The sequence below is a fragment of the Pseudoalteromonas sp. SW0106-04 genome (assembly GCF_001293805.1).
Taxonomy (GTDB): Bacteria; Pseudomonadota; Gammaproteobacteria; order Enterobacterales; family Alteromonadaceae; genus Pseudoalteromonas; species Pseudoalteromonas ruthenica.
The window spans coordinates 53,214-77,928 of the sequence record NZ_BCAI01000003.1; the positions used below are offsets into that span (position 1 = coordinate 53,214).

The window sequence follows — 24,715 nt, forward strand, 5'->3', positions numbered from 1 at the left end:
TACCTGAGTATTAGAGTCAAGTATTTACTGGAAGTACTTGAGTAAAATACTCGGGTATTGACTGTCATTGTAATTACCTGAGTAAAATAGTCAAGTATTAACCTGCAGTGTATAGAGGGATCACGAGCGCCCCTTCACAGTGGCGCTCTAATGACGTTTCTGAGTATCAGTCTTGGTTGTTTTGCTGTTTATCTACGGAAGTCAGCATACCGCGCAGAATATTGAGCTCTTGTTGCTCTGGGCGGGCACGGTTAAACAAACGTTTGAGTTTAGTCATCACCTGGCCAGGGTGCTGTTTGATGATAAATCCGGTGTTGCTAAAGGTACTTTGCAAGTGTTCATAGAAGCGCTGCATTTGTTCGTTGGTGGGGTACTCGTTGTCGTCTTGCTCGACCGCTTGCTCTTGGGTATCTAAAAACTGCATGCGCGTCTCATAACACAAAGTTTGTACCGCCATGGCTAGGTTCAATGAGCTGTAATCTGGGTTCGCCGGAATACAGACATGGAAATTACATAGCTGCAACTCTTCATTGGTTAAGCCGCTGTTTTCACGACCAAAAACCAATGCCACAGGGCTGCTCTCGCCCTCTTTAACAAGTTTTTCACCGCATTGACGAGGGTCTACCATCGGCCAGCTCAAAGTGCGAGAACGGGCGCTAGTGCCGATGGCCAATACACAGCCTTCAAGTGCTTGCTCTAGCGTATCGACCACCTGAGCCTGCCCTAAAACATCCGTAGCACCAGCTGCGAGTGCGCTGGCATGACTATCAATTTCACAGGCCGGGTCAACAAGATAAAGGTTACTAAAACCCATGGTTTTCATTGCTCGAGCCGCCGAGCCAATATTACCTGAATGCGAGGTGTTAACCAAAACGATGCGAATGTTCTCAAGTGCCATAGTACGGTGTTTATTCTTTAGTAAATTACAATACGCCGTAGTTTATCATAACCCTAGGTAGAGAGCCGCTGAAAAATTTTTATAAGCAAAACAGCACTGCACAAAAAATCACCAGGTTATTTTTACTCGCGTATTTACTTTAGTTGAAAAACCGCTAGAATACGCCGGCTCGAAATATTGTTCTTTTACAACCCAAAGGTAATGCTATGCATCCGATGTTAAACATTGCGATTCGCGCTGCGCGAAACGCAAGCAAGGTGATTTTGCGCGCCTGTGAAGATTTATCAAAAGTAGAAGCCAGCCAAAAAGGCAGCAATGACTTTGTAACCAGCGTTGATAAAGAGGCGGAAGCCGTTATTCGCGAAACCATCTTAAAATCTTACCCTAACCACAGTATTATAGGGGAAGAGTTAGGCCAACATAATGGCACTGATGCTGACTACCTTTGGGTGATCGACCCCCTCGATGGCACCACTAACTTCATTAAAGATATCCCGCACTTCTGCGTCTCTATTGCCTTAAAGGTCAAAGGCCGTATCGAACAGGCCGTTGTTTATGATCCTATCCGTGGTGAGCTTTTCACTGCGAGTCGAGGTCAAGGCGCGCAACTTAACAGCAAGCGTATTCGTGTTAGTAACGCTAAAGAGCTTTCTGGCACAGTGCTAGCCACAGGCTTCCCATTTAAGCAAAAGCATCACATGGATGCCTACATGGAAGCGTTTAAATCGCTATTTGTATACACTGCCGATATTCGTCGCGCGGGCTCTGCCGCGTTAGATATGGCCTATGTGGCGGCAGGCCGTGTTGATGGCTTTTTTGAGATTGGTTTGAAGCCTTGGGATACCGCTGCCGGTCAACTATTGGTAAAAGAAGCCGGTGGTTTGGTGATGGATTTTGCTGGCGGGGCTAACCACGAGAAAAGCGGTAATGTGATCTGCGGTTCACCAAAACTCGCTAAAGCTATTGTAAAAGAGATTCGCCCGGTATTAACAGAGTCATTACTGAAGTAATGTCGTGACCGGCGCTTGAACTATCAAGCATAATAGAAAAAACGCGAGCTTAGGCTCGCGTTTTTTATTGCTCTCTAAAAACCGTAGTTAAAGCTGACGCCCGCAACTCTTGGCTCGGCATATTGCACGTAAGTTTGCGCGATGTAACCATTCACTGGGTTATTGCCGAATTTAAAGCCGCGATTGTAGTAGTCTTTATCTAGGGCATTGCGCACCCAGAAGTTCACTCCCCAATATTCGGCTTGGTAGCCAACACTGGCATTAACAAGGTTGTAGCTCGGCGACTTCGAATTATGGCTATTTGAGAAATAGTATTCGTCTTTGCCTTCTACCCCTAAGTTCACGAATAGCGCGTCGGTGATGTCAAAACGGGCGCTCAATGCATACTGATAATGGGGCGCTTGCGCTTGATCGCGGTCACTTTGATCAACGCCCCCAGCGGTAACAAAACCATCGATTTCACTGTCCAGTGCACCGACACTGCCCGTTAAGGTTAAGCGCTTAGAAACAGCATACTCGCCTTCAATTTCAAGGCCGTAGTTTTCGCCGCTGTTGCCGTTATCAAAGTAGCCTGCGAACTGCTGGTCTTCGGTTTTCCAGGCCTTTAGCTGGATATTATCGCGATACATATAAAACGCGGTGATGCGCAAATTAAGGCGCTTATCGGCTGAGCTGCCCTTCACGCCGAACTCAGCATTCCATAAGTACTCTGGGTCGAAAGTACGATGGTTTAAGAAAAAATCAGCATCTTGGCTTAACCCTTCATCATTGGCCTTGGCGATGGCTTCGGCATTGATACCACCGGCTTTGTAGCCTCGGCTGATACTGGTATAAATCATCGTTCTCGGCACTACTTGATACTCAAGCGCCACTTTTGCACCGACCATGGTGTCGTCCACATTCTCGACGACCGCAGCGGAGTCACTGTATTGGCCCTCATTGCGCTCTACGCGAAGTCCCGTGACCAACCGCGTTTTGTCGCTGATAGGCGTTTCTATTTGCCCATATAAGGCAATATTTTCACTGTCATAGGTCGATGTGAAATCACCGGCATTCCAGGTGTACTGGCGCAATAAGTCAACATCGCGAGATTGGTAATATAGCCCAGAGACCCAATTCCCCGCTTTGCCGCTAAGTTGTAGCTCTGCGGTGTAATCTTGACGGTCTCGTTGATAGCTGTCAGTGGAGCTGTAAGCGTAGGGATGCAAGCCCTCTAAACACAACGCTGGCTGCTCGGGGTCATTACACACCCAATCTTCATCGTAACTATATAAAAGGTCAGCGTCTAAACCGGTTAAGTTAAATTGCACATCGGCAAAGTTAAAGCCACTGTAGATGTTGCTCAGCCCCACAGCAACACTCTCTTGAGTATCTTTACCTGGCTCATCGGCCACACTGATACGGGTATTATCTAAGGTGAACGCATCATAGCCGTTATCAATATCCATATAATGAGCAACGAGCTCCGTACGCCAATGCTCAGTAATTTGCGAGTGCAGCTTTATGCGGGCGACTTGCTCATCAATATTTTGACTGTTGCTATCAAGGTACTGGTTATCAACATAGCCGTCTGACTTATTTTGATAGAAGCTCGCGCGCACACTGCTTTTTTCACCAAACCCGGTGCCTGCAGCAATACCGGCATCCCACGCATTGTAGTTACCCGCACCGAGCTTCACCTTAACACTAGGCTCCAAGGTTGGCTCAGCGCTTTCCATGTGGATCATCCCCGCAAGCGCATCGGCGCCAAAGCGCGTGCCTTGTGGGCCTCGATAAATCTCTACTTGGTCAACATCAAACAGCATTGCGGCGCCGCCAAGGCCGGAGTAATTAATACCATCAATCACCACTCCGACCGATGGATTAACAGGGTCAACAAACTGCGAACGCAAGCCGATACCACGAATTTGCACAAACTTACCGCGCGACGCGCCGGCAGTAAAATTCACATTGGCAGCTTGGTTAAGTAGCTCATCTAAATATTTGGCTTCGCGGGAGGCAATATCGGCCTCGGAGAACAAGCTTGCACTAGCGCTAAGCTCTTGGATTGATTCGCTTTTAAAGTCACCCGTTACGATGATCTTTTCAATATCACTTTCATCAGCGTGTGCACTGAGACTCAAACTTTGAGCCACGGCACAGGCCAGCAAACATAGACGTGCATTCATGCGCAGCTTGGCATCCCTAGTGGATTAAAAAAGGAACACCGAGTCTAGCAAAATCAGGCCATTAAATGAATATCTGTGGGGGCTAAAGCTTAGAACGTTTACCTTTAAGATAAGCGTTGCGAAAGTCAATAAAATGCTCGGCGAGCTTGGTTGCTGCTTGGTGCTGTTCAGCTAACTCTAAAACCATAATAGCCACTTCAGCAGTCCCCAACTGGTGCTCATGTGGGGCAATACGCAAGCGGTAGTCCGACACCTGCTCTGGGGCAATGGATAGCACCGGAAAACCATCTAAATAAGGCGATTTACGCATCATTTTTTTCGCCTCACGCCAAGTGCCATCAAGGAAAATAAACAAAGGTGTTTTGCCCTCAATAGACTGTACCTCAGTACAGACTCGTTGTGGTTCAACGCCTTGCTCCGGGAACACCACCCACGGCTGGTAACGACTATCTTCTAATAGCGCTAATAAGGCAGGGTCTGGATCCGTTCTATCCCAGCGAAAAGCAAAGTTCTGCGGCACGATATCGGCAATGAGCCGACCGGTATTGGAGGGTTTAAAACTCTCATTGTGATACATCAGCAAACACACGGCAACATCACAAGGCACCGTTTCAACCCCGGCACAAATACATAATGACTGCGCTAACAAGCAGTGTTCACAACGGCTGAGCTTACTGCCTCGGGCTTTGTATTCGCGTTTAGCATCAGCAATTTGCTGCGCACGAAGTTTTAATACAGAATTAGTCACCACATACCTCAGGTCGACGATAGCCTCTTATTGTAAGCGAATTAAGGATGCAAGAACATGGTTAACCTAACCAACAGCGCGCGATTACGCTTTCGCCTTATGGATCTTGGCGACGCCGAGCTATTGTACGAACTAGACCAAGACCCCGATGTGATGCGTTACATTAATGGCGGAACGCCCACCTCCAGAGCAAGCATCAACGAAGTGTTTGTGCCTCGCCTTCGCGCCTACCTTAATCCTGCAAAGGGCTGGGGCATTTGGCAAGTCAACCGTATCGCCGATGATGCCTATCTCGGTTGGATACTGGTGCGCCCTTTTGATTTTTTCAGTGACGCACCAAAATGGCACGATATTGAGCTCGGTTGGCGCTTTAAACAGTCAGTATGGGGCCAAGGCTACGCCACTGAGGCGGCTCATGCGGTGCTCCATGGTCTTGCTGAACAGCAACCAGAAATACGTTACTTCAGCGCCATTGCGATGGCCGAAAATATCGGTTTTATCGCCGTCATGAAGCGCCTAGGCATGCGCTTTCAGCGCCAGTATGTACACCATGATCCACTAGGGAACTGGCCCGTTGTCCATTATCAATTAGCGGTGTAACCCACTGTAATGTGAAGTCCCAGCGTTTGAATCTACATTGGTTAGTACACCTAACAGGCACTAAGTGCGTGTTAACCGTCATTACCCTATTGATTCAAGGAGCTGAATATGAGGCTACCCCTCATTGCTGTTGCCACTGTTGGCGCACTCAGTACGTTTGCTAACGGCCATGCGCAAACAACGCCCACACAACAGTTAACCCCCCATTTACCCAAAGACATCAGCGTCACCGAGCCGGTCACGTTGCAATCGTTACAGCATGACTTTGATGTATTCTCTTGGCAGTCCTTTATTGCTCTGAATTGGCCTGCAAACGCGGACGGCCTGCCGGATACCAGCAAAACCATAGGCCAACAAGGCAACGCTGTGGTATGGCAGCACTATAAGGAGAGTCGCGATATATTTTTAGCTAACGGCGCCAAACCGCCCGGCTGGAAAGAGCACAACCCGCCGCCAACCCAGTGCGATGCACCTAATAATGCCTTAGTGCTGTCGCAAGTGGGTAAAACTCCGAATGTGCTTGATGAAAGCGGTGAGCCGTTTCAAACCGGGCCACTGATAGATCAAAATGGCCAGTACACTCGCTTTGAAATTCTCACCAATAAAAAGATGTTCGATTACATCGTTGATAACGAACTCTATAACCAGCAAGGGCAACATAAATTCAAAGGCGACGCTGACTTCCCGTTTACCGATACCAGTAAGGATAAAGACGGCGCTATTATGATAAAGGCCGCTTGGAAAGTGATGGGCCCGGGCGATGACCGCAGCCGTTTTTATACCGTAGATGCCTATGTGTATAACAACCCCGACGAAAACCAGGGAGTTCAAGCTGCGTGCCAATTGCAGCGGGTTGGTTTAGTTGGCTTTCATATCGCCACAAAAGTAGAAGGCAATCCACAATGGATTTGGTCTACCTTCGAGCATGTTAATAATGCGCCCACGCAAGGCCAGCCGGCAACTAAGCAGAGCTACAACTATTACCGGCCCAACTGCGATGATTGCACTGCGGTGAATACCCCGCCGCCACGCCCTTGGGATCCAAGCACACCCCATACGCAACCCTCGCAGGTCGAACGCGTAATTGCAATTGACGAGGCGACCAACAAGCTGAACCAGAAATATCATGCCCAACTTAAGCACGCCTTTGCCGAAAGCGTTTGGGTAAACTATGAGCTAGTGAGCACTCAATGGCCCACAGACGCTAACAGTAAAACGGACCCAACCGGCGTCCCTGCCCCCAGCTTTCTTGCCAATACCACCTTGGAGACTTACATACAAGGCGAGGTTAAACAAACGTCATCAAGCTGTATTGGCTGTCACAACAATGCCGCCATGACCAATGGCCGCTTTGCTGATTTCACCTACCTACTACAACGTGCACAAGCCAAAGGAGAAAAGTAATGAGTAAAATGGATAATTTCATCGGCTTGAGTGCCGTTTTAACAGGCTTTGCCGAGAGCAAACTCGCGCCGCAAATCGACCCTATTGATATCAAATCAGAGTATCTGCCGCTGTGGCAAGAAAAGGTTGATGAGCAAAGTAACGGCTTAAGCAGCAAAATTCTCGCCACTTACAGCGAACTAAGAAGCGTTCAACCGCCCTTGTCAGATCAAAAAATTGGTGAGGCCATGCTCAGCGAGCGCAACGGCGCTGACTTCACCATGGCCTGCCGACAACTCATTTACCTTTGGTATATGGGGGCCTGGCCCAGTGTCCCAAAGGACAATAGTCGTACCGACTTCACCATAGTGTCAAGTAAAGCTTACTCTGCAGGGCTGGTGTGGCAGGTCATGCAAGCCCACCCTATGGGCGACTCGAATGAACGTTACGGCTATTGGGCGGAGAAACCCAGCGCCACATTAAGTGACTTTACCGGCCACAGCAGCGAGCAATAAGGAGTAATATGATGAATAGCAAAACCGAATATGATGTGGTGATTGTCGGCGCAGGAATCGCAGGTGCCATTGTTGCCTACGAGCTTGGCAAAGCAGGTAAAAAAGTACTTATTTTAGAGGCTGGGCCTGCCGTGCCCGCTGATCGCTCCAAATATATGGATACTTTTTTTAAAGCTGCCGCGAAAACACCCGAAAGCCCGTATCCACCGGCAACACAGAATGCAGTGGCAAATAGCCCAAACAACCCCCTTGGCTTACCCGATCCCAGTACCGAAAACACACCAAGATACACAGTATTACAAGTGGATGCTTGGCGTAAACCGACACAATGTTACTTTGAGTATCCACCGCAAGATGCCAATGTCAGCGGCACGAGTTTAAATGCTAAGTTTGCTTTTGCCAGCTCCTACGAACGCATCGGTGGCGGTACCACATGGCATTGGTTAGGCACCTGCTTGCGCTTGCTACCACAAGATTTTGAGCTTAAAACCTTGTATGGCCAAGGGGTTGATTGGCCCGGTGGTGAGCAGTTTTATCAGGACTTAGTGCCGTTTTATGAAAAAGCGGACCAAGAGATAAACGTCGCTGGCGATAAACAGCGGATGCAGCGCCTGTATGAACAGTTTGGCGTCGACCCCAGCGGCACCTACGGTAGTAATTATGACTTCCCCATGCCGGGGATCGTCCCTGCCCTACAAGACAGAGTCTACGAGCATGCCACCTTGGGCATGAAGTATGAGGGCAATGAAGTCTATGTATCGCCAACGCCACAGGGACGAAACTCTCGCCCCGGTGAGCGCCGCCAATGCGCCGGCAACACCAACTGCATACCCATTTGCCCTATTCAGGCTAAATATGATGCCACCGTGACCTTGGCTCGAGCACTGCAAACCGGGAATGTTGAGATTCGCTATCAACATGTGGCAAGCAATATCCAGCTCGATAGCACGACCCAACAGGTATGCGCCATTGATTACATCAGCTATACCCATGCTAACGGCATTGCCACAGGTCAGGGTTCGGTCACTGGCAAACGCTTTGTGCTTGCCGCACACGCGATTGAAACTCCGAAACTACTGCTTATGTCGAATAAAAACCCAGGCTTCGAGAATGGGGTTGCTAACAGCAGCGATCAAGTGGGCCGCAACCTTATGGACCATATTATGTATTTAGGCTGGGGACTAGCAGAGAAGCCAATTTACCCGTATCGCGGTCCACTTTCCACAGGTGGCATTGAATCGCTGCGCGATGGGGATTTTCGTAAACAGCGCTCAGCTTATCGCATCGAGATTGGTAATGAGGGCTGGCAATGGGCTGCTAATGATCCCGGCACGACGCTCGCTGATTTCATATTTGGGCAAAACAATAGTCAGTTGAACGGCAACTCGGTGAATCAACAAGGCCAAGAGCTACGCTTAGATGATAACTTACCGGCGAATAGTAAGTTGTTCGGTCAACAATTGGTGCATACCTTGAATCAGGCTTACACCCGCCAACTGCGTTTAGGTTACCTAATTGAGCAACTCCCCGATGCCAATAACCGAGTCGAGCTATCTTCGACGCTGAAGGACAACCTTGGCTTGCCAAGACCCAAGGTCACCTACCGCTTGGCATCCGATTACGAGCGTAAGGCGTTTGTTTCGGCGAAACAAATTACCACAGAGCTGTTCACCCAATTAGGTGCCACCGAATATACTCAAGACCCCGGCGAGCCCAACCTCAGTAATGCCGAGGATGCCTCGGCGACAAAATTCCAATACCAGGATGACAGTGGCACCTTACATAATTTTAAGTTTTATGGCGCAGGGCATATCGTTGGCACCTATCGCATGGGTGATGACCCAGCGACCTCGGTACTTAACCACCGCCAACAATCATGGGACCATGCTAACCTGTATATGGTGGGAAGCGGTGTGTTTCCAACCATTGGTACTGGTAACCCCACATTGACGATCGCCGCCTTGGCATTTCAAGGTGCTGGCCACATACTCGACGATTTAGCAGGAGCTTAATGCCATGCGCTTTTTATCTTTGACTTACTATGCCTTACTTACAGGCATCGCCACCATGACTCTGAGCACCCATGTGTATGCTGAGTCAGCAAAGAGCATTTTAACCACCGATTCGTTTGCTACGCTAGAGCAGCAAGTAATGCAGTGGGGGGAGCCAGAAAACACTCTGGTAGTGATGGATAACGACGATACGCTGACGATGATCGCCTGCGCTGACGACCAATCCCCGAGTGAGTGCCAGTATCTCGGTGGGGCCGCTTGGTATGCGTGGCAAAGTGAGTTAGTCGCTGCGCAATCAGGTCCGCGTGTCGCCGACTCAAGTCTGGAGCTTATTGAAGCCTCAGACCTATTATTTGCGCTTAACACCATGGTTTACACTCGAGATAACGTCCCCGCCATATTGGCACGGTTAAGCAGTCAAGGGGTGAGGCTAATGGTTGAGACGGCACGCGGTAATCAAACGATTTCTGCTACAGAAGACCAGTTTACCGACTTAACACTACCAGGTGGCGGCGATTTACTGAGCTTTTTTGCCACCCATGCGCCCAAGTTTGCAGGACTTGCTAGTAAAGCCAGCCCCTACTCATCGTGTGATAGTGACAGCCAGCGTCGCATTTCTTATCGCCAAGGAGTGATGTATTTGGCAGGCCAAGATAAAGGCAAAAATCTACTGTGCTTCGTGAACCAGTACAACGACACGCTATCACCCGATAAGCAAATTCGTAATATCGCCTTTATTGATGACACACTGGAGAATGTCGAAAGTATAAACCATGCATTTGCAACTCAAGCGCAGTTTAATGTTGCCGCCTACCACTACACGGCGCTGGCGGCGCATAAAGCGGCATTGACCCAAGGGCCAATGGCGAAAAAGCACCAAGCAAAGGCCACCGAACGCTGGTGTAAGGTAATAAAAACCATGACCAAGGAGCTGATAGAACCAAGCTACACCCGCGAGTGCCACTAATGTATAGGTAGTGATGGTAGCAGCAGCGCTGTGGTCATATGCAAACATAAAAAAACCCGGCTTAGTGCCGGGTTTTTAGATTCAGTTAAAGAAGCTTACTTCTTCTTTTTTGCAGCCTTTTTGTTCGGTAGGTCAGTGATTGACCCTTCGAAAATTTCAGCCGCGAGACCGATTGACTCATTGAGCGTTGGGTGCGCGTGGATGGTTAAAGCGATGTCTTCAGCATCGGCGCCCATTTCCACACCTAGACCAATCTCACCCAGCATTTCGCCAGCGTTGATACCGATCATTGCACCACCGATAAGACGATCTGTGTCTTTATCGAAAATGAGTTTAGTTTGACCTTCGGTGCGTGATGAAGCAATCGCACGACCTGAAGCAGCCCATGGGAATACCGCTGTTTCAATATTCAGCCCTTGCTCTTTTGCTTCTTTCTCAGTAACACCGACCCATGCAATTTCAGGGTCTGTGTAGGCAATTGAAGGAATGCACTTAGGATCAAAATAGTGCTTCTTGCCAGAAATTACTTCAGCGGCAACATGGCCTTCATGAACAGCTTTGTGAGCAAGCATAGGCTGGCCAACGATGTCACCAATGGCATAGATATGCTCAACATTGGTCTTCATTTGCTTATCGGTGTTGATAAAGCCGCGCTCATCAACGTTAACACCGGCTTTGTCGGCATCAACCAACTTACCATTTGGTGTACGACCAACAGCAACTAATACTTTGTCGTAACGCACAGGCTCCGCCGGCGCATTTTTGCCTTCAAAAGTAACGTATAGACCGTCGTCTTTCGCTTCAACACCGGTTACCTTAGTCGATAGCATGACGTTGAACTTGTCTTTAACGTACTTCTGGTAAATCTTGATAACGTCTTTGTCCGCAGCCGGAACTAGCTGATCAGCAAATTCAACAACGTCGATTTGTGAGCCAAGAGCGCGGTATACAGTGCCCATTTCAAGACCGATAATACCACCACCTAGTACCAATAGTTTTTCTGGTACGTCTTTAAGCTCAAGCGCACCAGTCGAGTCAATAACACGCTCGTCTTCTGGAATGAAAGGTAAGTTCACCGGCTGTGAACCAGCCGCGATAATAGCATTATCAAAAGTGATGGTGGTTTTGCCGTCATCGCCTTCTACGTCAATGGTGTTGCTGCCAGTGAATTTACCGTAGCCGCTCACGACTTTCACTTTACGCATTTTTGCCATGCCGTCTAGGCCGCCAGTTAGCTGACCAATAACAGAGTCCTTCCAATCGCGGATCTTGTCTAGGTCAATTTCAGGCTTGCCAAAAGAAACACCGTGTGACGCCATTTCGCTCGCGTCATCAATCACTTTAGCAACGTGTAGAAGTGCTTTTGAAGGGATACAACCGACATTCAAGCACACACCACCTAGGGTCGCGCGTGACTCAACGAGGGTCACTTCCAAACCTAAATCCGCAGCACGGAATGCCGCAGAGTAACCACCAGGACCACCGCCTAGTACAACGACTTGTGTTTTGATTTCGTTGCTCATGCTATTACCTTATTTTGTCCGAACGGGAAGCAATGACACGGTTTGCTGTCAACATGCCATCGCTCACAAAAATTGTGCAAAGATTGTATCATTGCAATTTAAAAAAATCCCAGTAAAAACCGATTACTGGGATTAAAGTTCATTATCTGTATGGCTTACATTACCAAGTGGCGAATATCGCTTAGGTAATTTGCCAGAGTCACAGTAAAGCGTGCTGCCAGCGCACCGTCAATAACACGGTGGTCGTAAGAGCAGCTTAGCGGCACCATTAAGCGCGGCTCAAACTCTTTACCATTCCACTTCGGTTTGAAGTCTGACTTGGAGACACCCAAAATAGCCACCTCAGGCGCATTGACGATAGGCGTAAACGCGGTACCGCCGATGCCACCGAGGCTAGAGATGGTGAAGCAACCGCCCTGCATATCGGCCGAGGTTAGCTTACCATCGCGGGCCTTTTTGGAGATATCCATCAGCTCGCGTGATAACTCCATAATGCCTTTTTTGTTGACATCACGAACCACAGGAACAACGAGACCATTAGGGGTATCAACCGCAATGCCGATGTGTACATACTTTTTCAGAATCAAGCTCTCGCCGTCTTCTGAAAGTGACGAGTTAAAGGTTGGGAATTCTTCCAACGCCTTGGCCGCCGCTTTCATCACAAACACCAATGGGGTGATCTTAACGCCCAGCTTTTTCTTCTCAGCCAGCGCGTTTTGCTCTTTACGGAATGCCTCTAAGCTGGTGATATCGGCTTCGTCGTATTGGGTTACATGAGGAATATGTACCCAGTTACGGTGTAAGTTAGCACCAGACAACTTTTGAATGCGCGACAGCTTCTTCTCTTCGACTTCACCAAACTTGCTGAAGTCGACCTTTGGCCATGGGATCAAGTCAATACCTGCACCACTACCGCCTTTACCTGCACTACCGGATTCAACTTGCTTCACTAAGTCTTTAACATAGTTTTGCACGTCTTCTTTTAACACCCGGTTTTTACGGCCTGTGCCTTTGACTTTCGCTAGGTTAATACCAAACTCACGGGCCAAACGGCGCACTACCGGTGAAGCATGGGCATAATCAGCATTTTCAACGAAGTCTTCACGCTTCGCTGGCGCTGGGCCACTGGCCTTGTGCTCTTGCGGTTGCGCGTCGCTTGCAGTTGTTGATTGTTGCTTAGCCGGAGCCTGTTGCTGTGCAGGGGCACTGCCTTGCACCTCAAAGGTAAAGATTAAGCTGCCCGTTTTCACGGTATCACCCACAGCAACTTTCACTTCTTTTACTTTGCCGGCAAAAGGAGCAGGCACTTCCATAGAAGCTTTATCGCCTTCAACGTTAAGAATCGACTGCTCTTCGTCAACGGTGTCGCCGGCACTGACCATCACTTCGGTCACTTCCACTTCGTCGCCGCCAATATCCGGCACCGTCACTTCTTTAACTTCAACACTGCCGCTGTCTTTGTCTGCTTTCGCTTCTTGCTTGTCGCTATCGCTCGAGCTTGGGCTCTCGGTACTGCCACCGCCTGCGGTTTCAAAGATAAATACCAGCGACCCAGTCTTTACGGTGTCGCCGACATTGATTTTAATTTCTTTAACTTTACCGGCTTGTGGCGCAGGCACTTCCATAGAGGCTTTATCGCCTTCAACGTTAAGAATTGATTGTTCTTCTTCAACGCTATCACCAACACTGACCATAATTTCGGTGACTTCTACTTCGTCATCACCAATATCAGGCACAGTAATTTCCACCTCGGCGCCGGCTTCATTGCTAGCACCGCTGTTGTCCTCACTGCTGTCTGCAGCCTCGCTTTGCTCGGCATCGGCATTGCCTTGCTCGCCTTCGAAAATCATAATCAAAGTGCCAGTAGAGACGGTATCGCCCTCTTTCACTTTGATCTCTTTTACTACGCCCGCTTCGCTGGCAGGTACTTCCATAGAGGCTTTATCGCCTTCTACGGTAATCAAAGATTGCTCTACTTCAACCTTGTCGCCTACCGAGACAAGCACTTCGGTGACTTCAACTTCATCGCCACCAATATCAGGTACGTTAATTTCAATGCTCATTTGCAAACCCCTTAAGCGTGCAGCGGGTTAATCTTGTCGGCATCAATGTCGAACTTCTTGATTGCTTCTGCAATCACAGATTTTTCTACATCGCCACGTTTCGCTAATTCTGTTAGTGCAGCAACCACCACGTAACCTGCATTCACCTCGAAGTGACGGCGCAGATTCTCGCGGCTGTCGGAGCGGCCATAGCCATCGGTACCCAGTACGCGATATGACTCAGCCGGGATGAAGGCACGAATTTGTTCGGCGTAGTTCTTCATGTAGTCGGTAGCCGCAATCGCAGGCTCTTCACCTAATACAGTTTGCAGATACGGCACTTTCGCCTCTGCCTCTGGGTGCAGCATGTTATAGCGGTCGGCTTCTTGACCATCACGGGTGATCTCATTAAACGAGGTTACCGAGAATATATCTGAGCTAACGCCGTAGTCATCACTTAGAATGTGCGCGGCTTTGCGCACTTCGTTCATGATCGTACCCGAGCTTAATAGCTGTACTTTGCCCTTGTTGCCTTCGTAGCTTTCAAGCTTATAAATACCCTTACGGATCCCTTCTTCCGCACCTTCTGGCATGGCTGGCTGATGATAGTTTTCGTTCATCAACGTCAGGTAGTAGTAGATATTTTCTTGGTCTTCACCATACATACGGCGAATACCATCTTGAACGATAACCGCGACTTCATAGCCGAAGGTTGGGTCATAAGAAATACAGTTCGGCACGGTGTTCGCTAGAATATGGCTGTGGCCATCTTCGTGCTGCAACCCTTCACCATTAAGCGTTGTTCGCCCTGCGGTGGCACCAAGTAAGAAGCCACGTGCTTGTTGGTCACCGGCCATCCACGCCATATCACCTACACGTTGGAAACCAAACATCGAGTAGTAGATGTAGAACGGGATCATCGGTAGGTCGTTAGTGCTGTATGAGGTCGCCGCAGCAACCCATGAGGACATCGCACCGAGCTCGTTAATACCTTCTTGCAACACCTGACCTTTTTGGTCTTCTTTATAGTAAGCAACGATATCACGATCTTCCGGGCTGTAATTTTGGCCCCGTGGATTATAAATACCAATTTGACGGAACAAGCCTTCCATGCCGAAGGTACGTGCTTCATCGGCAATAATTGGCACAATGTTTTTGCCAATGCCTTTGTCTTTTAGCAATACATTAAGAGTACGCACAAATGCCATGGTGGTGGAAATATCACGCTTTTGCTCTTCAAGTAATTGCTTGAACGCATCCATTTGCGGCAACTGCAGCTGTTCGCTGAAATTAGGCAAACGCGTTGGCGTGTAGCCATGCAGCTCTTTACGACGGGCGTGCATATACTCGTACTCTTTTGAGCCTTCTTCTAAGGTCAGGTACGGTAAGTCTTTAAGCTCATCTTCGGAAACAAGATCTTCTAACCCTAAGCGCTTACGTAAGTGAGCCACGTGGGTCATGTCCATTTTCTTCACTTGGTGAGCAATGTTTTTACCTTCGGCGGCATCGCCCATACCATAACCTTTAACGGTTTTCGCTAAGATTACCGTAGGACGGCCCTTAGTATCTTGCGCCGATTTAAAGGCTGCGAATAGCTTCGATGGCTCGTGACCACCGCGCTTTAAGGCAAAGATTTCGTCATCGGTCATATCGGCAACAAGAGCTGCTGTTTCTGGGTAACGACCGAAGAAGTGCTCGCGCACATAGGCACCGTCTTTTGACTTATAGGTTTGGTAATCGCCGTCAACCGTTTCGTTCATCAGCTGTAGCAATTTACCTGTGGTGTCTTTGGCCAGTAATTTATCCCAGCCACTGCCCCACACGACTTTGATGACGTTCCAACCAGCCCCTTTGAACAGGCCTTCAAGCTCTTGGATAATCTTGCCATTACCCATAACTGGGCCATCAAGACGCTGCAGGTTACAGTTAATTAGGTAGCATAAGTTGTCCAAGCCTTCACGAGCAGCAAAGGAAATTGCGCCCCGTGATTCTGGCTCATCCATTTCACCATCACCTAGGAAGGCATAAACGCGTTGGTTGCTGGTGTCTTTCAGGCCACGACCTTCAAGATACTTAAGGAAGCGAGCTTGATAGATTGAAGCGATAGGGCCTAGACCCATAGACACGGTTGGGAACTGCCAAAACTCAGGCATCAACTTAGGGTGTGGGTATGAAGGTAACCCTTTGCCATCTACTTCTTGGCGGAAATTATCAAGCTGCTCTGCGCTCAGGCGCCCTTCGACGAAGGCACGTGCATAAATACCCGGTGAAATGTGACCTTGGTAATACACCAAATCACCACCGTCTTGCTCATTTGGCGCGCGGAAGAAGTGGTTGAAGCAAACTTCATAAAATGCCGCTGATGATTGGAAAGACGCCATGTGTCCACCCAAGTCAAGATCCTTTTTCGAGGCACGCAGAACAATCATAATCGCATTCCAGCGAATGATAGAGCGGATACGACGCTCAATGTTCACATCACCTGGGTACGCTGGCTCTTGGTCAGCGGGGATGGTATTGACGTAGTTTGTGGTAGTGCCAGTTGGCATATCTACGCCATCAAGACGTGCTTGCTCTAGCACTTGTTCAAGGATGTATTGAGCTCGCTCAACGCCCTCTTCACGCACAACCGACTCAAGGGCTTGTAGCCATTCCTGGGTTTCGAGTGCGTCTACGTCAACATTATTGACTTCAGACATATGGAGTTTTCCTTATGTTTAAAATACGAATTTAAAATGCCAAAAAGCCCCAGCTTAAGCGCGATGCTCAACTGAGGCTCACAGCGAATTTATTGTGCTCTGGTACGTCGCAAAGAGCGCTCAATACGCGAATGCTCTTTCGTTGCTTCCAGTAAGGCTTCTTCGATAAAGGCTAAGTGCGCATTACTGGCCAGGCGTGCCTCTTCTGGGCGGCCTTCAATGACGGCGTCCATCAACACTTTGCGGTGCTGCGCTAATTGCTGCGACACGGCGGTTTTCTTCATCAATACCTGCAAGTTTTGCAGTACGTTTTGCTCTAGTAAAGCTTGCATGCCACGCACTAAGTGCAGTAACACCACGTTATGAGACGCTTCAGCGATACAAAAGTGAAAAGCGTTAATGGCTTTCGCTTTGGCACTGAGATCATCACTTACTTGAGCTATTTTTTCAAAGCTATGCTTTACCTTTACAAAGTCATTTTGAGTCCCGCGCAATGCCGCATAATAGGCGGCGATACCTTCGAGGGCATGGCGAAACTCCAGTAAATCAAACTGCGACTCTGGGTGCTTACTGATCAACTCAAACAGTGGATCACTTAAGCCCTCTTCCAATTGGTTCTTTACAAAGGTGCCACCACCTTGGCGGCGCGTCACCAACCCCTTGGCTTCGAGTTTTTGAATTGCCTCACGCAGCGATGGGCGCGATACTTCAAACTGCTTAGCCAGCTCACGCTCAGGCGGAAGCTTTTCCCCTGGCGCCAGCGATCCCTCAAGAATCATATTCTCAAGCTGGGCCAAGATCACGTCCGATAATTTCGCTGCTTTTACTTTCAATGACATCGTTGATTTATGCTTTGGGTAAATTGGTCATACCAAAAAGTGCGGTTAAGGTATCAAATTCACCGCAAGCTGTCAAAATTGACCCAGTTCACATCAATTTTTATTCAGCCAATTATGGTGGATATGCGCGCAAATTAAAGTAATTTACGCTTAGCGACAAATGGTCAGACCTGTAAGAAGAAAGGAAATAGATGCACAAAAAAGCCCCTATAGCAGAACTATAGGGGCTTTTAGCATGATATCGCTATTAGCCAATATCATGAAGTAACCGCCATGGTGGCTATTACTTATTCATGAAGTCGATGCCTTCTTGAATATCTTTATTCAAGGTGCCCAGCATGTCTTCTTTGGCTTGTTGTTCAAAGGCGCTTAGTTCACCGTAAGAAAGCAACTCTTCGACACCATTTTTACCAAGACGTACCGGCTGAGCGAAGAACTGTGCGTCTTCACCATTGCCTTCAACATAGGCGTATTCAATAACATCTTCACCTTGCATGCCTTTGACTAGTGACAAGCAGAAGCGCGCTGCAGCTGCGCCCATAGAAAGTGTAGCACTGCCGCCACCCGCTTTTGCTTCAACAACTTCGGTACCGGCGTTTTGGATACGCTTAGTTAGCGCAGCAACTTCCTCATCAGAGAAGCTCGCACCTTCTACTTGAGACAGTAGAGGTAGAATAGTAGTCCCTGAGTGACCACCAATTACTGGCACTTTCACGTCGTTCACGTTCAGGCCTTTTAGCTCAGCAATGAAAGTTTCAGCACGGATCACGTCAAGTGTTGTTACACCAAATACGCGTGCTGGATCATAAGTACCCGCTTTTTTGAATACTTCAGCAACGATTGGCACTGTGCCGTTGACCGGGTTAGTGATAACACCGACCATGGCTTTCGGGCAGTTTTTAACAATGCCCTCAGCTAGCGTCTGAACAATGCTGGCGTTTACATTAAACAAATCAGCGCGGTCCATGCCCGGCTTACGCGGCATACCCGCTGGGATTAAAACAATGTCACAACCGTTTAGTGCTGCGTCTAAGTCTTCTTTACCGAAGCCCTTTACATCAACCGCAGTTGGGATGTGTGATAGGTCAACAGCAACACCAGGAACCACAGGGGCTACGTCGTATAGAGCAAGCTCAGAACCAGCAGGAAGGCTATTTTTTAGTAGCAAAGAGAGCGCTTGACCGATACCACCGGCAGCACCTAAAACGGCAACTTTCATTTTAATTCTCCGTAAAATAACGAGATTGGGTTATCAAGATTTGGGTCATCTGACCTTTTGGTGGCCTTAAAGATAATGAAAAGCGCCGATAAAGACAAATTTATCCGCGTTATTTTGACGATAATCTCGACCATAGTCGTAAACTTCACTGTAAACCTCAGTGCCTTGGATGAAATAACCCCGGTTCTTGGGTAGAATGATAAGACTTTAAGCTACAAAGACCATTATTATGCACGCGCAAGAAAAACAAGAAGCCTTGGTAAAAGCCTTTAAAGCCCTCCTAAAAGAAGAAAATTTCGGCTCACAAGGAGAGATTGTTGATGCCTTAAAAGAACAAGGCTTCGATAACATCAGCCAAAGCAAAGTTTCGCGCATGCTCAGCAAGTTTGGTGCGGTGCGTACACGCAACGCCAAACAAGAAATGGTCTATTGCTTACCCGCAGAATTAGCCGTTCCCACTGCGAAGTCGCCACTGCGCCAATTAGTGCTGGATATTGTTCACAATGAGATGATGATCATCATCACCACCAGCCCGGGTGCAGCACAATTAATCGCGCGCTTGCTCGATTCTCTCGGTAAGGCCGATGGCGTGCTAGGAACCATAGCCGGGGATGACACCATCTTTATTGCCCCCGCCAAAGTCTCAGAAATTGATATTACTCTGGAGCGGGTGCGTAAGCTGTTTGAGAACGTGTAGCCAACGACTTTAGAAAATCCACCGAAGGGGCAAAAAACGCTGAGCCCATGTCGGCCTGGGTAAAGTCCAGCCAAGCATCATAATGATGATGATCCCCTAGCTGACTTTTCAGCATTTGCGTAAACGCGTCGCCACTGGCGGCGCAGGTCACCGACAGCAAGCCTTGCTTGGTCATGGTGCCAAAAGGCATGCCCTGGTGCAGTAACAGCGGTTCGCCTTTTTCATCTTTCAACTCTGAGCGCGCCGCGTGACTGTTGGCATTAATCGGCATTAGCAGCTCGGCATCCAGACGAGTACGGCCAATCACCAACTCTTGCTCTTCAATACTGAGCGCTTGCCAGGCATTAAGGTTGTGGGTAAAGCGCTGGACGTGCACATAACTGCCTTTTACAAAATCATTGCCGGGGTCATTAATGAGGGCCGTGAGGTTTTTTTGCCGCCCATGAGGCGTATCCGGAGCGTAAAGAAAGCCATTAAAATCACGCCCGTCTAAAAAGCGATAACAGGTGATCTCCTCAACAAGCTCCACATCACTGCCTAACAGCTTCAATACTCGCTGGCCAAATAGATGATTGACATCTTCCCGGTCCGAGCGAATTTGTATAAACAAATCGAACGGCTGTGCTAGCACGTGGTGGTCACGGTTGGGGATACTCGGAAAGCTCGCTAATTCTGCAGGCATGGCATCGGGGTGAAAATGCGGCCAGTACTGCGCACCTATGGCGACAAAGCTGGAAACCATGGCCTCAGAGAAGCGATCATCGTATTCGCTTTGCAGGTCCACTAACTGTGCGAGCTTACTTTTAACTGCGTGATCATGGCCATCAAGGACATTGAGAAACAAGTGCAAGCCGTGCAAATTGGCCTGCGCGCACACACCGGATTGCGCTCTGGGCATTAAGTTACCATTCCTTTCGTTGTTATTGTTAGCAGCGCCTATTACGAGCGCTAAGCCGCCTGCGCGGCTACATACAGGCTATGAATTCGCGCTTAATCAGCGAAGAAATTCACAGAGTGTGGGGTAATTGTAAGCGATAGCTTCTGACTCGGCAAAAACTCTTGTTCAGCTTTAGCAGGAATTTCAACTTCTTGAGCAAACACGCTGACGCGATAAACGTATTCTGTGCCGACAAAACGCTGTGATAGTAACGTCACTTCATCGTGTTCATCACCAATCAACTGCATATCGTGAGGACGAACATACACTTGCCCCTTCCCCGATGATGGCAAAGGCTGTAAAGAGCGCACAACACCAAAGGGCGTTTGCACATGCTCGGCATCAACGATAGTGGCATCAATATACACACCCGTGCCTAAGAACTCTGCCACGACTTTAGAGTTGGGGTGCTGGAATAATTGTTTCGCCGTACCTTGCTGTGCAATTTGTCCGTTGTGCATGACCGCTAATGTGTCGGCAAAGGCAAATGCTTCTTCTTTGGAGTGGGTCACAAAAATAGCAGAGACGCGCTGGTCTTTAATAATGCGGCGAATGTCAGCAATTAGTTGAAAACGCACCTGATGGTCAATATTCGAAAACGGCTCATCAAGCAGCAATAGGCTAGGTTTGTATGCCAGCGCTCTAGCTATGGCAACACGTTGCTGTTGGCCGCCTGAAAGCTGGTGTGGATAACGCCCTCCACACTCATCTAGATGCACCAGTGCGAGCATTTCAGCGACCCGCTGCTGTTTGTTTGCTTTGCTCATGCCCTTTAAACCAAAGGCTATGTTTTGCGCCACGGTTAAGTGTGGAAACAGCGCGTAATCCTGAAACATCATGCCCATGTTGCGGTGCTGTGGGGGCACGCAATGCTGGTCACTACACAGTACCTCTTTCCCTAAGCGGATCACCCCTCGATGCGGACGTATAAGCCCAGCAATGGCTTTTAGTGTGGTCGTTTTGCCGCAACCGCTGGCGCCTAGCAAACACAAAATCTCATCGTCTGCTAAGGTCAGGCTTAAATTGTTGACCACCGCCCGCTCAGCGTATTCGAAACTAATGTTGTCTAATTCTAGTTGCGCTGTCATGACCGAGAATGCTCCATTGAGCGGTTAATAAAATACAAGGGCAGTAGCCCCACTAATACAATAAATAGTGCCGACACTGAAGCCAGCTCTAATTGCTCATCGCTAACATACTGAAACACATGGGTCGCCAATGTTTCAAAGTTAAATGGCCGCAACAGTAATGCTGCTGGCAACTCTTTCATACACTCGATAAACACTAATAAGGCAGCGGTTAAGATACCGCGTTTAAGAATGGGAATATGCACGCCAAGTAAGGTTTGTCGCTCATTGCGGCCCATGGAGTGGCTGGCCATATCCAAGCTCGGGCTAATGCGGCTAAAGCTTGATTCTATGGCGCCATGAGCAATGGCGTAAAATCGCACCAAGTAACCAAACACGATGGCAAATATAGTACCGCTTAAGAATAACCCTGGTTGATAGTCATACTGGGCGAGCCAATCATTAATGCCGATTTCTAAACTAGTCAGCGGTAACAGCACCGCAATGGCTAAAACGGTGCCAGGTAAGGCGTATCCAGTGCTGGCTAAGCGCCCAGGCCACAGTGTATATCGTGCTGTACTCAAGCGCTGGTAGTACACCACAAGAATACTCAGGGTAATGGCGAGGATGCTGACCATAGTGGCAATTTTTAGGCTTTGCCAAGCATAGAGGAAAAACTCATCATTCCACGCTTGGTCAAAATAATTAAACGCGTAGCTAACAAGCACCGCCGTCGGAATAGCGAAAGCAAGCGCCAGAATAACTAAGGCAAAGCCTGTGGCTGCCAACGCTTTAGCTCCTTTGAGAGTATAAAGAGGCTCACCGCTTAGCTGGGTTTGGCGCTCAAATACGGCGCGGTTGCGGCGCGAATAACGCTCAATAATGATAGCCAAAAACAAAATGAGCAGCATGATCCCTGAGATTTTCGCAGCGGCGGTTAATGAATAATACCCAAACCAAGTATCGTACACCGCTGTCGTTAGGGTGCTTACGGCAAAGTAATTGACGGTGGCAAAATCCGCCATCGCCTCCATGCTAATTAAGGTTATAGCGGCGACAATCGCCCCTCGAGCTAAGGGAAGACTGACTTTAAAAAAGCCTGCAACTGGGCCGTGTCCCATAATATGGGCGGCTTGAACCAGCTTGTGAGACTGCTCCTTCAGCGCGGTTTTAAAAATTAAGAATAAGTAGGGGTACAGCACTAACGCAATCATCACAATTGCGCCACCGAGCGTACGAATATCAAAAAACCAGTAATCATCCGGCGACTGCCAGCCAAACCACTGCCGTAACTGGATTTGCACCGGACCAGCATAATCCAGTAAGTCGGTATAAACATAGGCAATAAGATAGGTAGGCATGGCTAAGGGCAGCATCAAAGCCCATTCAAAGTGTTTTCGCCCCGGAAAGTCGCAGCAGGCGACCAGCCACCCTAAAGGCAACGCAATCAAGCAACTCAGTAGCGCTACACCGAGGATCAACACTAAGGTATTACGGGTATAATCCCACAGCACCGTATCCCAGAGGTGGTTAAACACGTTGGGATCACTTTGCAAGGACTCAAAAATAAGGAAAGCTAACGGTAACGACAGGCCTAAGCCTGTCGTCCACGCAATAAGCTGCCACGATGACAGCGAGAATTTAAAGCGCATCAATACCCAGTAATTAAAGGTCGAATTTTACCTCATCGAGCAGCTTCAACGCCGTTTGACGATGTTTACTGATTTCCGATAAAGGCAGAGAGTCCTCTTTAAAGTCACCCCAAGAGGCAACTAACTCAGACAATGGCACACCCTTTTTCACTGGGTATTCCATATTCACAGAGGCATACATATTTTGCGCTGTATTGTCGGTCATAAACTCGATCAGTTTCAAGGCGTTATCCTTGTTTTTAGCATACTTTGTTAAGGCAACGCCGGAGACATTAACGTGTGCTCCTCGGTCTTGTTGGTTAGGAAAGTTAATATAAACGGCATCAGCCCAAGTACGTTGTTGCTCGTCTTGCATCATTTTTCCAAAGTAATAGCTGTTACCGATGGCCACATCGCACAGCCCTTCTTTTACGGCCTTAACCTGCGCTCGATCATTGCCCTGCGGTTTACGGGCAAGGTTCTGCTTTAACGCTGTTAACCACTGCTTGGTTTGCGCTTCGCCATGATGGGCAATCATAGATGCGACCAACGCCAAGTTATAAGGGTGCTTGCCTGAGCGCATGCACACCTTACCTGCAAATTGCTCGCTGCCCAGGTCTTCATAGCGCACGCTGCTTAACTGGCCCACACGTTCTTTTGACGAGTAGACATTGCGCACCCGTTTGGTTAATGCCACCCATTGCCCATTGGGGTCGCGGAAGCTAGCAGGAATATTGTCGGCCACCGCGTCGCTATTAATGCTTTGCGTTAGCTCCATATCGTCTAGTTGCATTAAGGCACTAAAATTAGAGGTAAGTACTAAATCAGCGCGAGTATGCTTGCCTTCACGCTTTAAGCGCTCAATAAGCCCTTTTTTCGCAAACACCACGTTGGTCTCTATTCCCGTTTGTGCTGTAAACTTCTCTAGTATGGGCTCAATAAGAAAAGGCTGACGAAACGAGTAAATATTGACGCTGTCTTGCGCCAAGGTGGGAGCGGCTGTTAACGTAGCGAGTAACGATGCCAAGCCCAAAGCCAATGCTTTTTTCATAAAGCCTCCAATAGATAAAAATAATTCTCAAGCGCATCATATCTTTTGCACCGCAAAAGTACAGCACCATCATCACAACATAAACACCAGCTGAACAACTTCCATCTTTGCCCGAATTATTGTGAGATATATCTCACATAGCATCAGGTTATTGCGTCATTTGCGATAAAGAACAGCACGCAAAAATACACAAAACACTGATAAATAATGTTTTTTTAATTATTTCGTTTATTTTACTAAATCAGTTTTTGTTACCACTACCTGACCTGTACCTAATTCATCCTTATACTGTCTCCATCGCTTGTAAGGGCATATGGGCGATAAAGTTAAGGAAAGCCAACCTCAAAGGACGGACCGGAAGTTCAAGGACAGGCGCAGGACGCGTAACGCAACGGACACGCAGACAGGACGGTAGGATTTGGCAAGATGCCATAGAAGGACAGGTGCAGGACGCATAACACAAGGGAATTGTTATTCTAAGGATAGTCAAGGGAAAACGGCAAGATGCCAATATGGACAGATGCAGGATGCATAACGCAAAGGAGTTGCTACTTTAAGGACAGCAAAGGAAAAATAGGCAGGATGCCGAGCACACCGGACGTGATACTCAAGGTGAGTATAGGACAGGCGAGTGAACGCAGCTCACAAAGGAAATGTGAATAAGGACAGCGAAGGATTTGTCAGTGATAGCTCCACTGAGGATTATGTG

19 protein-coding genes are annotated in these 24,715 nt (G+C 48.4%); 7 read left to right on the forward strand and 12 right to left on the reverse strand.

Going from position 1 to position 24,715, the window contains the following annotated elements; translation table 11 throughout:
* Nucleotides 1-166: 166 nt before the first annotated feature.
* Nucleotides 167-898, reverse strand: coding sequence for a tRNA (cytosine(32)/uridine(32)-2'-O)-methyltransferase TrmJ (gene trmJ / locus W04_RS04915; protein ID WP_022945496.1), 732 nt, complete (start codon nucleotides 896-898; stop codon nucleotides 167-169).
* A gap of 206 nt (nucleotides 899-1,104) precedes the next feature.
* Here trmJ and suhB point away from each other — a divergent pair, with 206 nt between their 5' ends.
* Nucleotides 1,105-1,908, forward strand: a complete 804-nt coding sequence (gene suhB, locus W04_RS04920; protein ID WP_022945497.1) for an inositol-1-monophosphatase — start codon at nucleotides 1,105-1,107, stop codon at nucleotides 1,906-1,908.
* A 74-nt stretch (nucleotides 1,909-1,982) separates the two neighbouring features.
* On the opposite strand, the gene W04_RS04925 is transcribed toward suhB, so the two are convergent.
* Nucleotides 1,983-4,076 carry a TonB-dependent receptor gene (locus W04_RS04925; RefSeq protein WP_053910033.1) on the reverse strand — a complete coding sequence of 698 codons (2,094 nt, stop codon included), beginning with the start codon at nucleotides 4,074-4,076 and terminating at the stop codon, nucleotides 1,983-1,985.
* 82 nt (nucleotides 4,077-4,158) lie between these two features.
* Nucleotides 4,159-4,824 (reverse strand): tRNA-uridine aminocarboxypropyltransferase, encoded by a 666-nt coding sequence (locus W04_RS04930; RefSeq protein WP_045980595.1) that lies wholly within the window; start codon nucleotides 4,822-4,824, stop codon nucleotides 4,159-4,161.
* Between the two features lie 57 nt (nucleotides 4,825-4,881).
* Between W04_RS04930 and W04_RS04935 the strand changes: the two genes are divergently transcribed.
* From W04_RS04935 to W04_RS04955, 5 genes are all read left to right on the forward strand, one after another.
* Nucleotides 4,882-5,424: a GNAT family N-acetyltransferase gene (locus tag W04_RS04935; RefSeq protein ID WP_053910034.1), complete on the forward strand. Its 543-nt coding sequence runs from the start codon at nucleotides 4,882-4,884 to the stop codon at nucleotides 5,422-5,424.
* Between the two features lie 108 nt (nucleotides 5,425-5,532).
* Entirely contained in the window at nucleotides 5,533-6,828 is a 1,296-nt protein-coding gene (locus W04_RS04940) for a hypothetical protein (RefSeq protein WP_053910035.1), read from the forward strand.
* Complete coding sequence (locus W04_RS04945; protein WP_053910036.1) at nucleotides 6,828-7,322, forward strand: hypothetical protein; 495 nt, start codon at nucleotides 6,828-6,830, stop codon at nucleotides 7,320-7,322. The genes W04_RS04940 and W04_RS04945 overlap by 1 nt, the downstream gene beginning before the upstream one ends.
* A gap of 11 nt (nucleotides 7,323-7,333) precedes the next feature.
* On the forward strand, nucleotides 7,334-9,334 hold the full coding sequence (locus W04_RS04950) for an FAD-dependent oxidoreductase (RefSeq protein ID WP_053910037.1): 2,001 nt from the start codon (nucleotides 7,334-7,336) through the stop codon (nucleotides 9,332-9,334).
* 4 nt (nucleotides 9,335-9,338) lie between these two features.
* Complete coding sequence (locus W04_RS04955; protein ID WP_053910038.1) at nucleotides 9,339-10,301, forward strand: DUF2608 domain-containing protein; 963 nt, start codon at nucleotides 9,339-9,341, stop codon at nucleotides 10,299-10,301.
* 95 nt (nucleotides 10,302-10,396) lie between these two features.
* Here W04_RS04955 and lpdA read toward each other — a convergent pair whose 3' ends face one another.
* The 5 genes from lpdA to mdh form a co-directional block, all read right to left on the reverse strand.
* On the reverse strand, nucleotides 10,397-11,824 hold the full coding sequence (lpdA, locus tag W04_RS04960) for a dihydrolipoyl dehydrogenase (RefSeq protein ID WP_045980580.1): 1,428 nt from the start codon (nucleotides 11,822-11,824) through the stop codon (nucleotides 10,397-10,399).
* 155 nt (nucleotides 11,825-11,979) lie between these two features.
* The gene (gene aceF, locus W04_RS04965; protein ID WP_053910039.1) at nucleotides 11,980-13,887 is read right to left on the reverse strand and encodes a pyruvate dehydrogenase complex dihydrolipoyllysine-residue acetyltransferase; all 1,908 of its coding nucleotides are present in this window, start codon (nucleotides 13,885-13,887) and stop codon (nucleotides 11,980-11,982) included.
* A gap of 11 nt (nucleotides 13,888-13,898) precedes the next feature.
* Nucleotides 13,899-16,565, reverse strand: a complete 2,667-nt coding sequence (aceE, locus tag W04_RS04970; protein ID WP_053910040.1) for a pyruvate dehydrogenase (acetyl-transferring), homodimeric type — start codon at nucleotides 16,563-16,565, stop codon at nucleotides 13,899-13,901.
* 89 nt (nucleotides 16,566-16,654) lie between these two features.
* Complete coding sequence (gene pdhR, locus W04_RS04975; protein WP_022945361.1) at nucleotides 16,655-17,404, reverse strand: pyruvate dehydrogenase complex transcriptional repressor PdhR; 750 nt, start codon at nucleotides 17,402-17,404, stop codon at nucleotides 16,655-16,657.
* Nucleotides 17,405-17,687: 283 nt separating this feature from the next.
* Entirely contained in the window at nucleotides 17,688-18,623 is a 936-nt protein-coding gene (mdh, locus tag W04_RS04980; protein WP_053910041.1) for a malate dehydrogenase, read from the reverse strand.
* A 229-nt stretch (nucleotides 18,624-18,852) separates the two neighbouring features.
* Between mdh and argR the strand changes: the two genes are divergently transcribed.
* Nucleotides 18,853-19,320: a transcriptional regulator ArgR gene (gene argR, locus W04_RS04985; protein WP_022945358.1), complete on the forward strand. Its 468-nt coding sequence runs from the start codon at nucleotides 18,853-18,855 to the stop codon at nucleotides 19,318-19,320.
* On the opposite strand, the gene W04_RS04990 is transcribed toward argR, so the two are convergent.
* From W04_RS04990 to W04_RS05005, 4 genes are all read right to left on the reverse strand, one after another.
* Nucleotides 19,280-20,218 carry a Dyp-type peroxidase gene (locus W04_RS04990; protein WP_022945357.1) on the reverse strand — a complete coding sequence of 313 codons (939 nt, stop codon included), beginning with the start codon at nucleotides 20,216-20,218 and terminating at the stop codon, nucleotides 19,280-19,282. The two genes, argR and W04_RS04990, sit on opposite strands and share 41 nt — an antisense overlap.
* Nucleotides 20,219-20,310: 92 nt before the next feature.
* Complete coding sequence (locus W04_RS04995; RefSeq protein ID WP_053910042.1) at nucleotides 20,311-21,345, reverse strand: ABC transporter ATP-binding protein; 1,035 nt, start codon at nucleotides 21,343-21,345, stop codon at nucleotides 20,311-20,313.
* Nucleotides 21,342-22,976 (reverse strand): iron ABC transporter permease, encoded by a 1,635-nt coding sequence (locus W04_RS05000; protein ID WP_053910043.1) that lies wholly within the window; start codon nucleotides 22,974-22,976, stop codon nucleotides 21,342-21,344. The genes W04_RS04995 and W04_RS05000 overlap by 4 nt, the downstream gene beginning before the upstream one ends.
* A gap of 13 nt (nucleotides 22,977-22,989) precedes the next feature.
* Nucleotides 22,990-24,006, reverse strand: a complete 1,017-nt coding sequence (locus tag W04_RS05005) for a Fe(3+) ABC transporter substrate-binding protein (RefSeq protein WP_053910044.1) — start codon at nucleotides 24,004-24,006, stop codon at nucleotides 22,990-22,992.
* Nucleotides 24,007-24,715 lie beyond the last annotated feature (709 nt).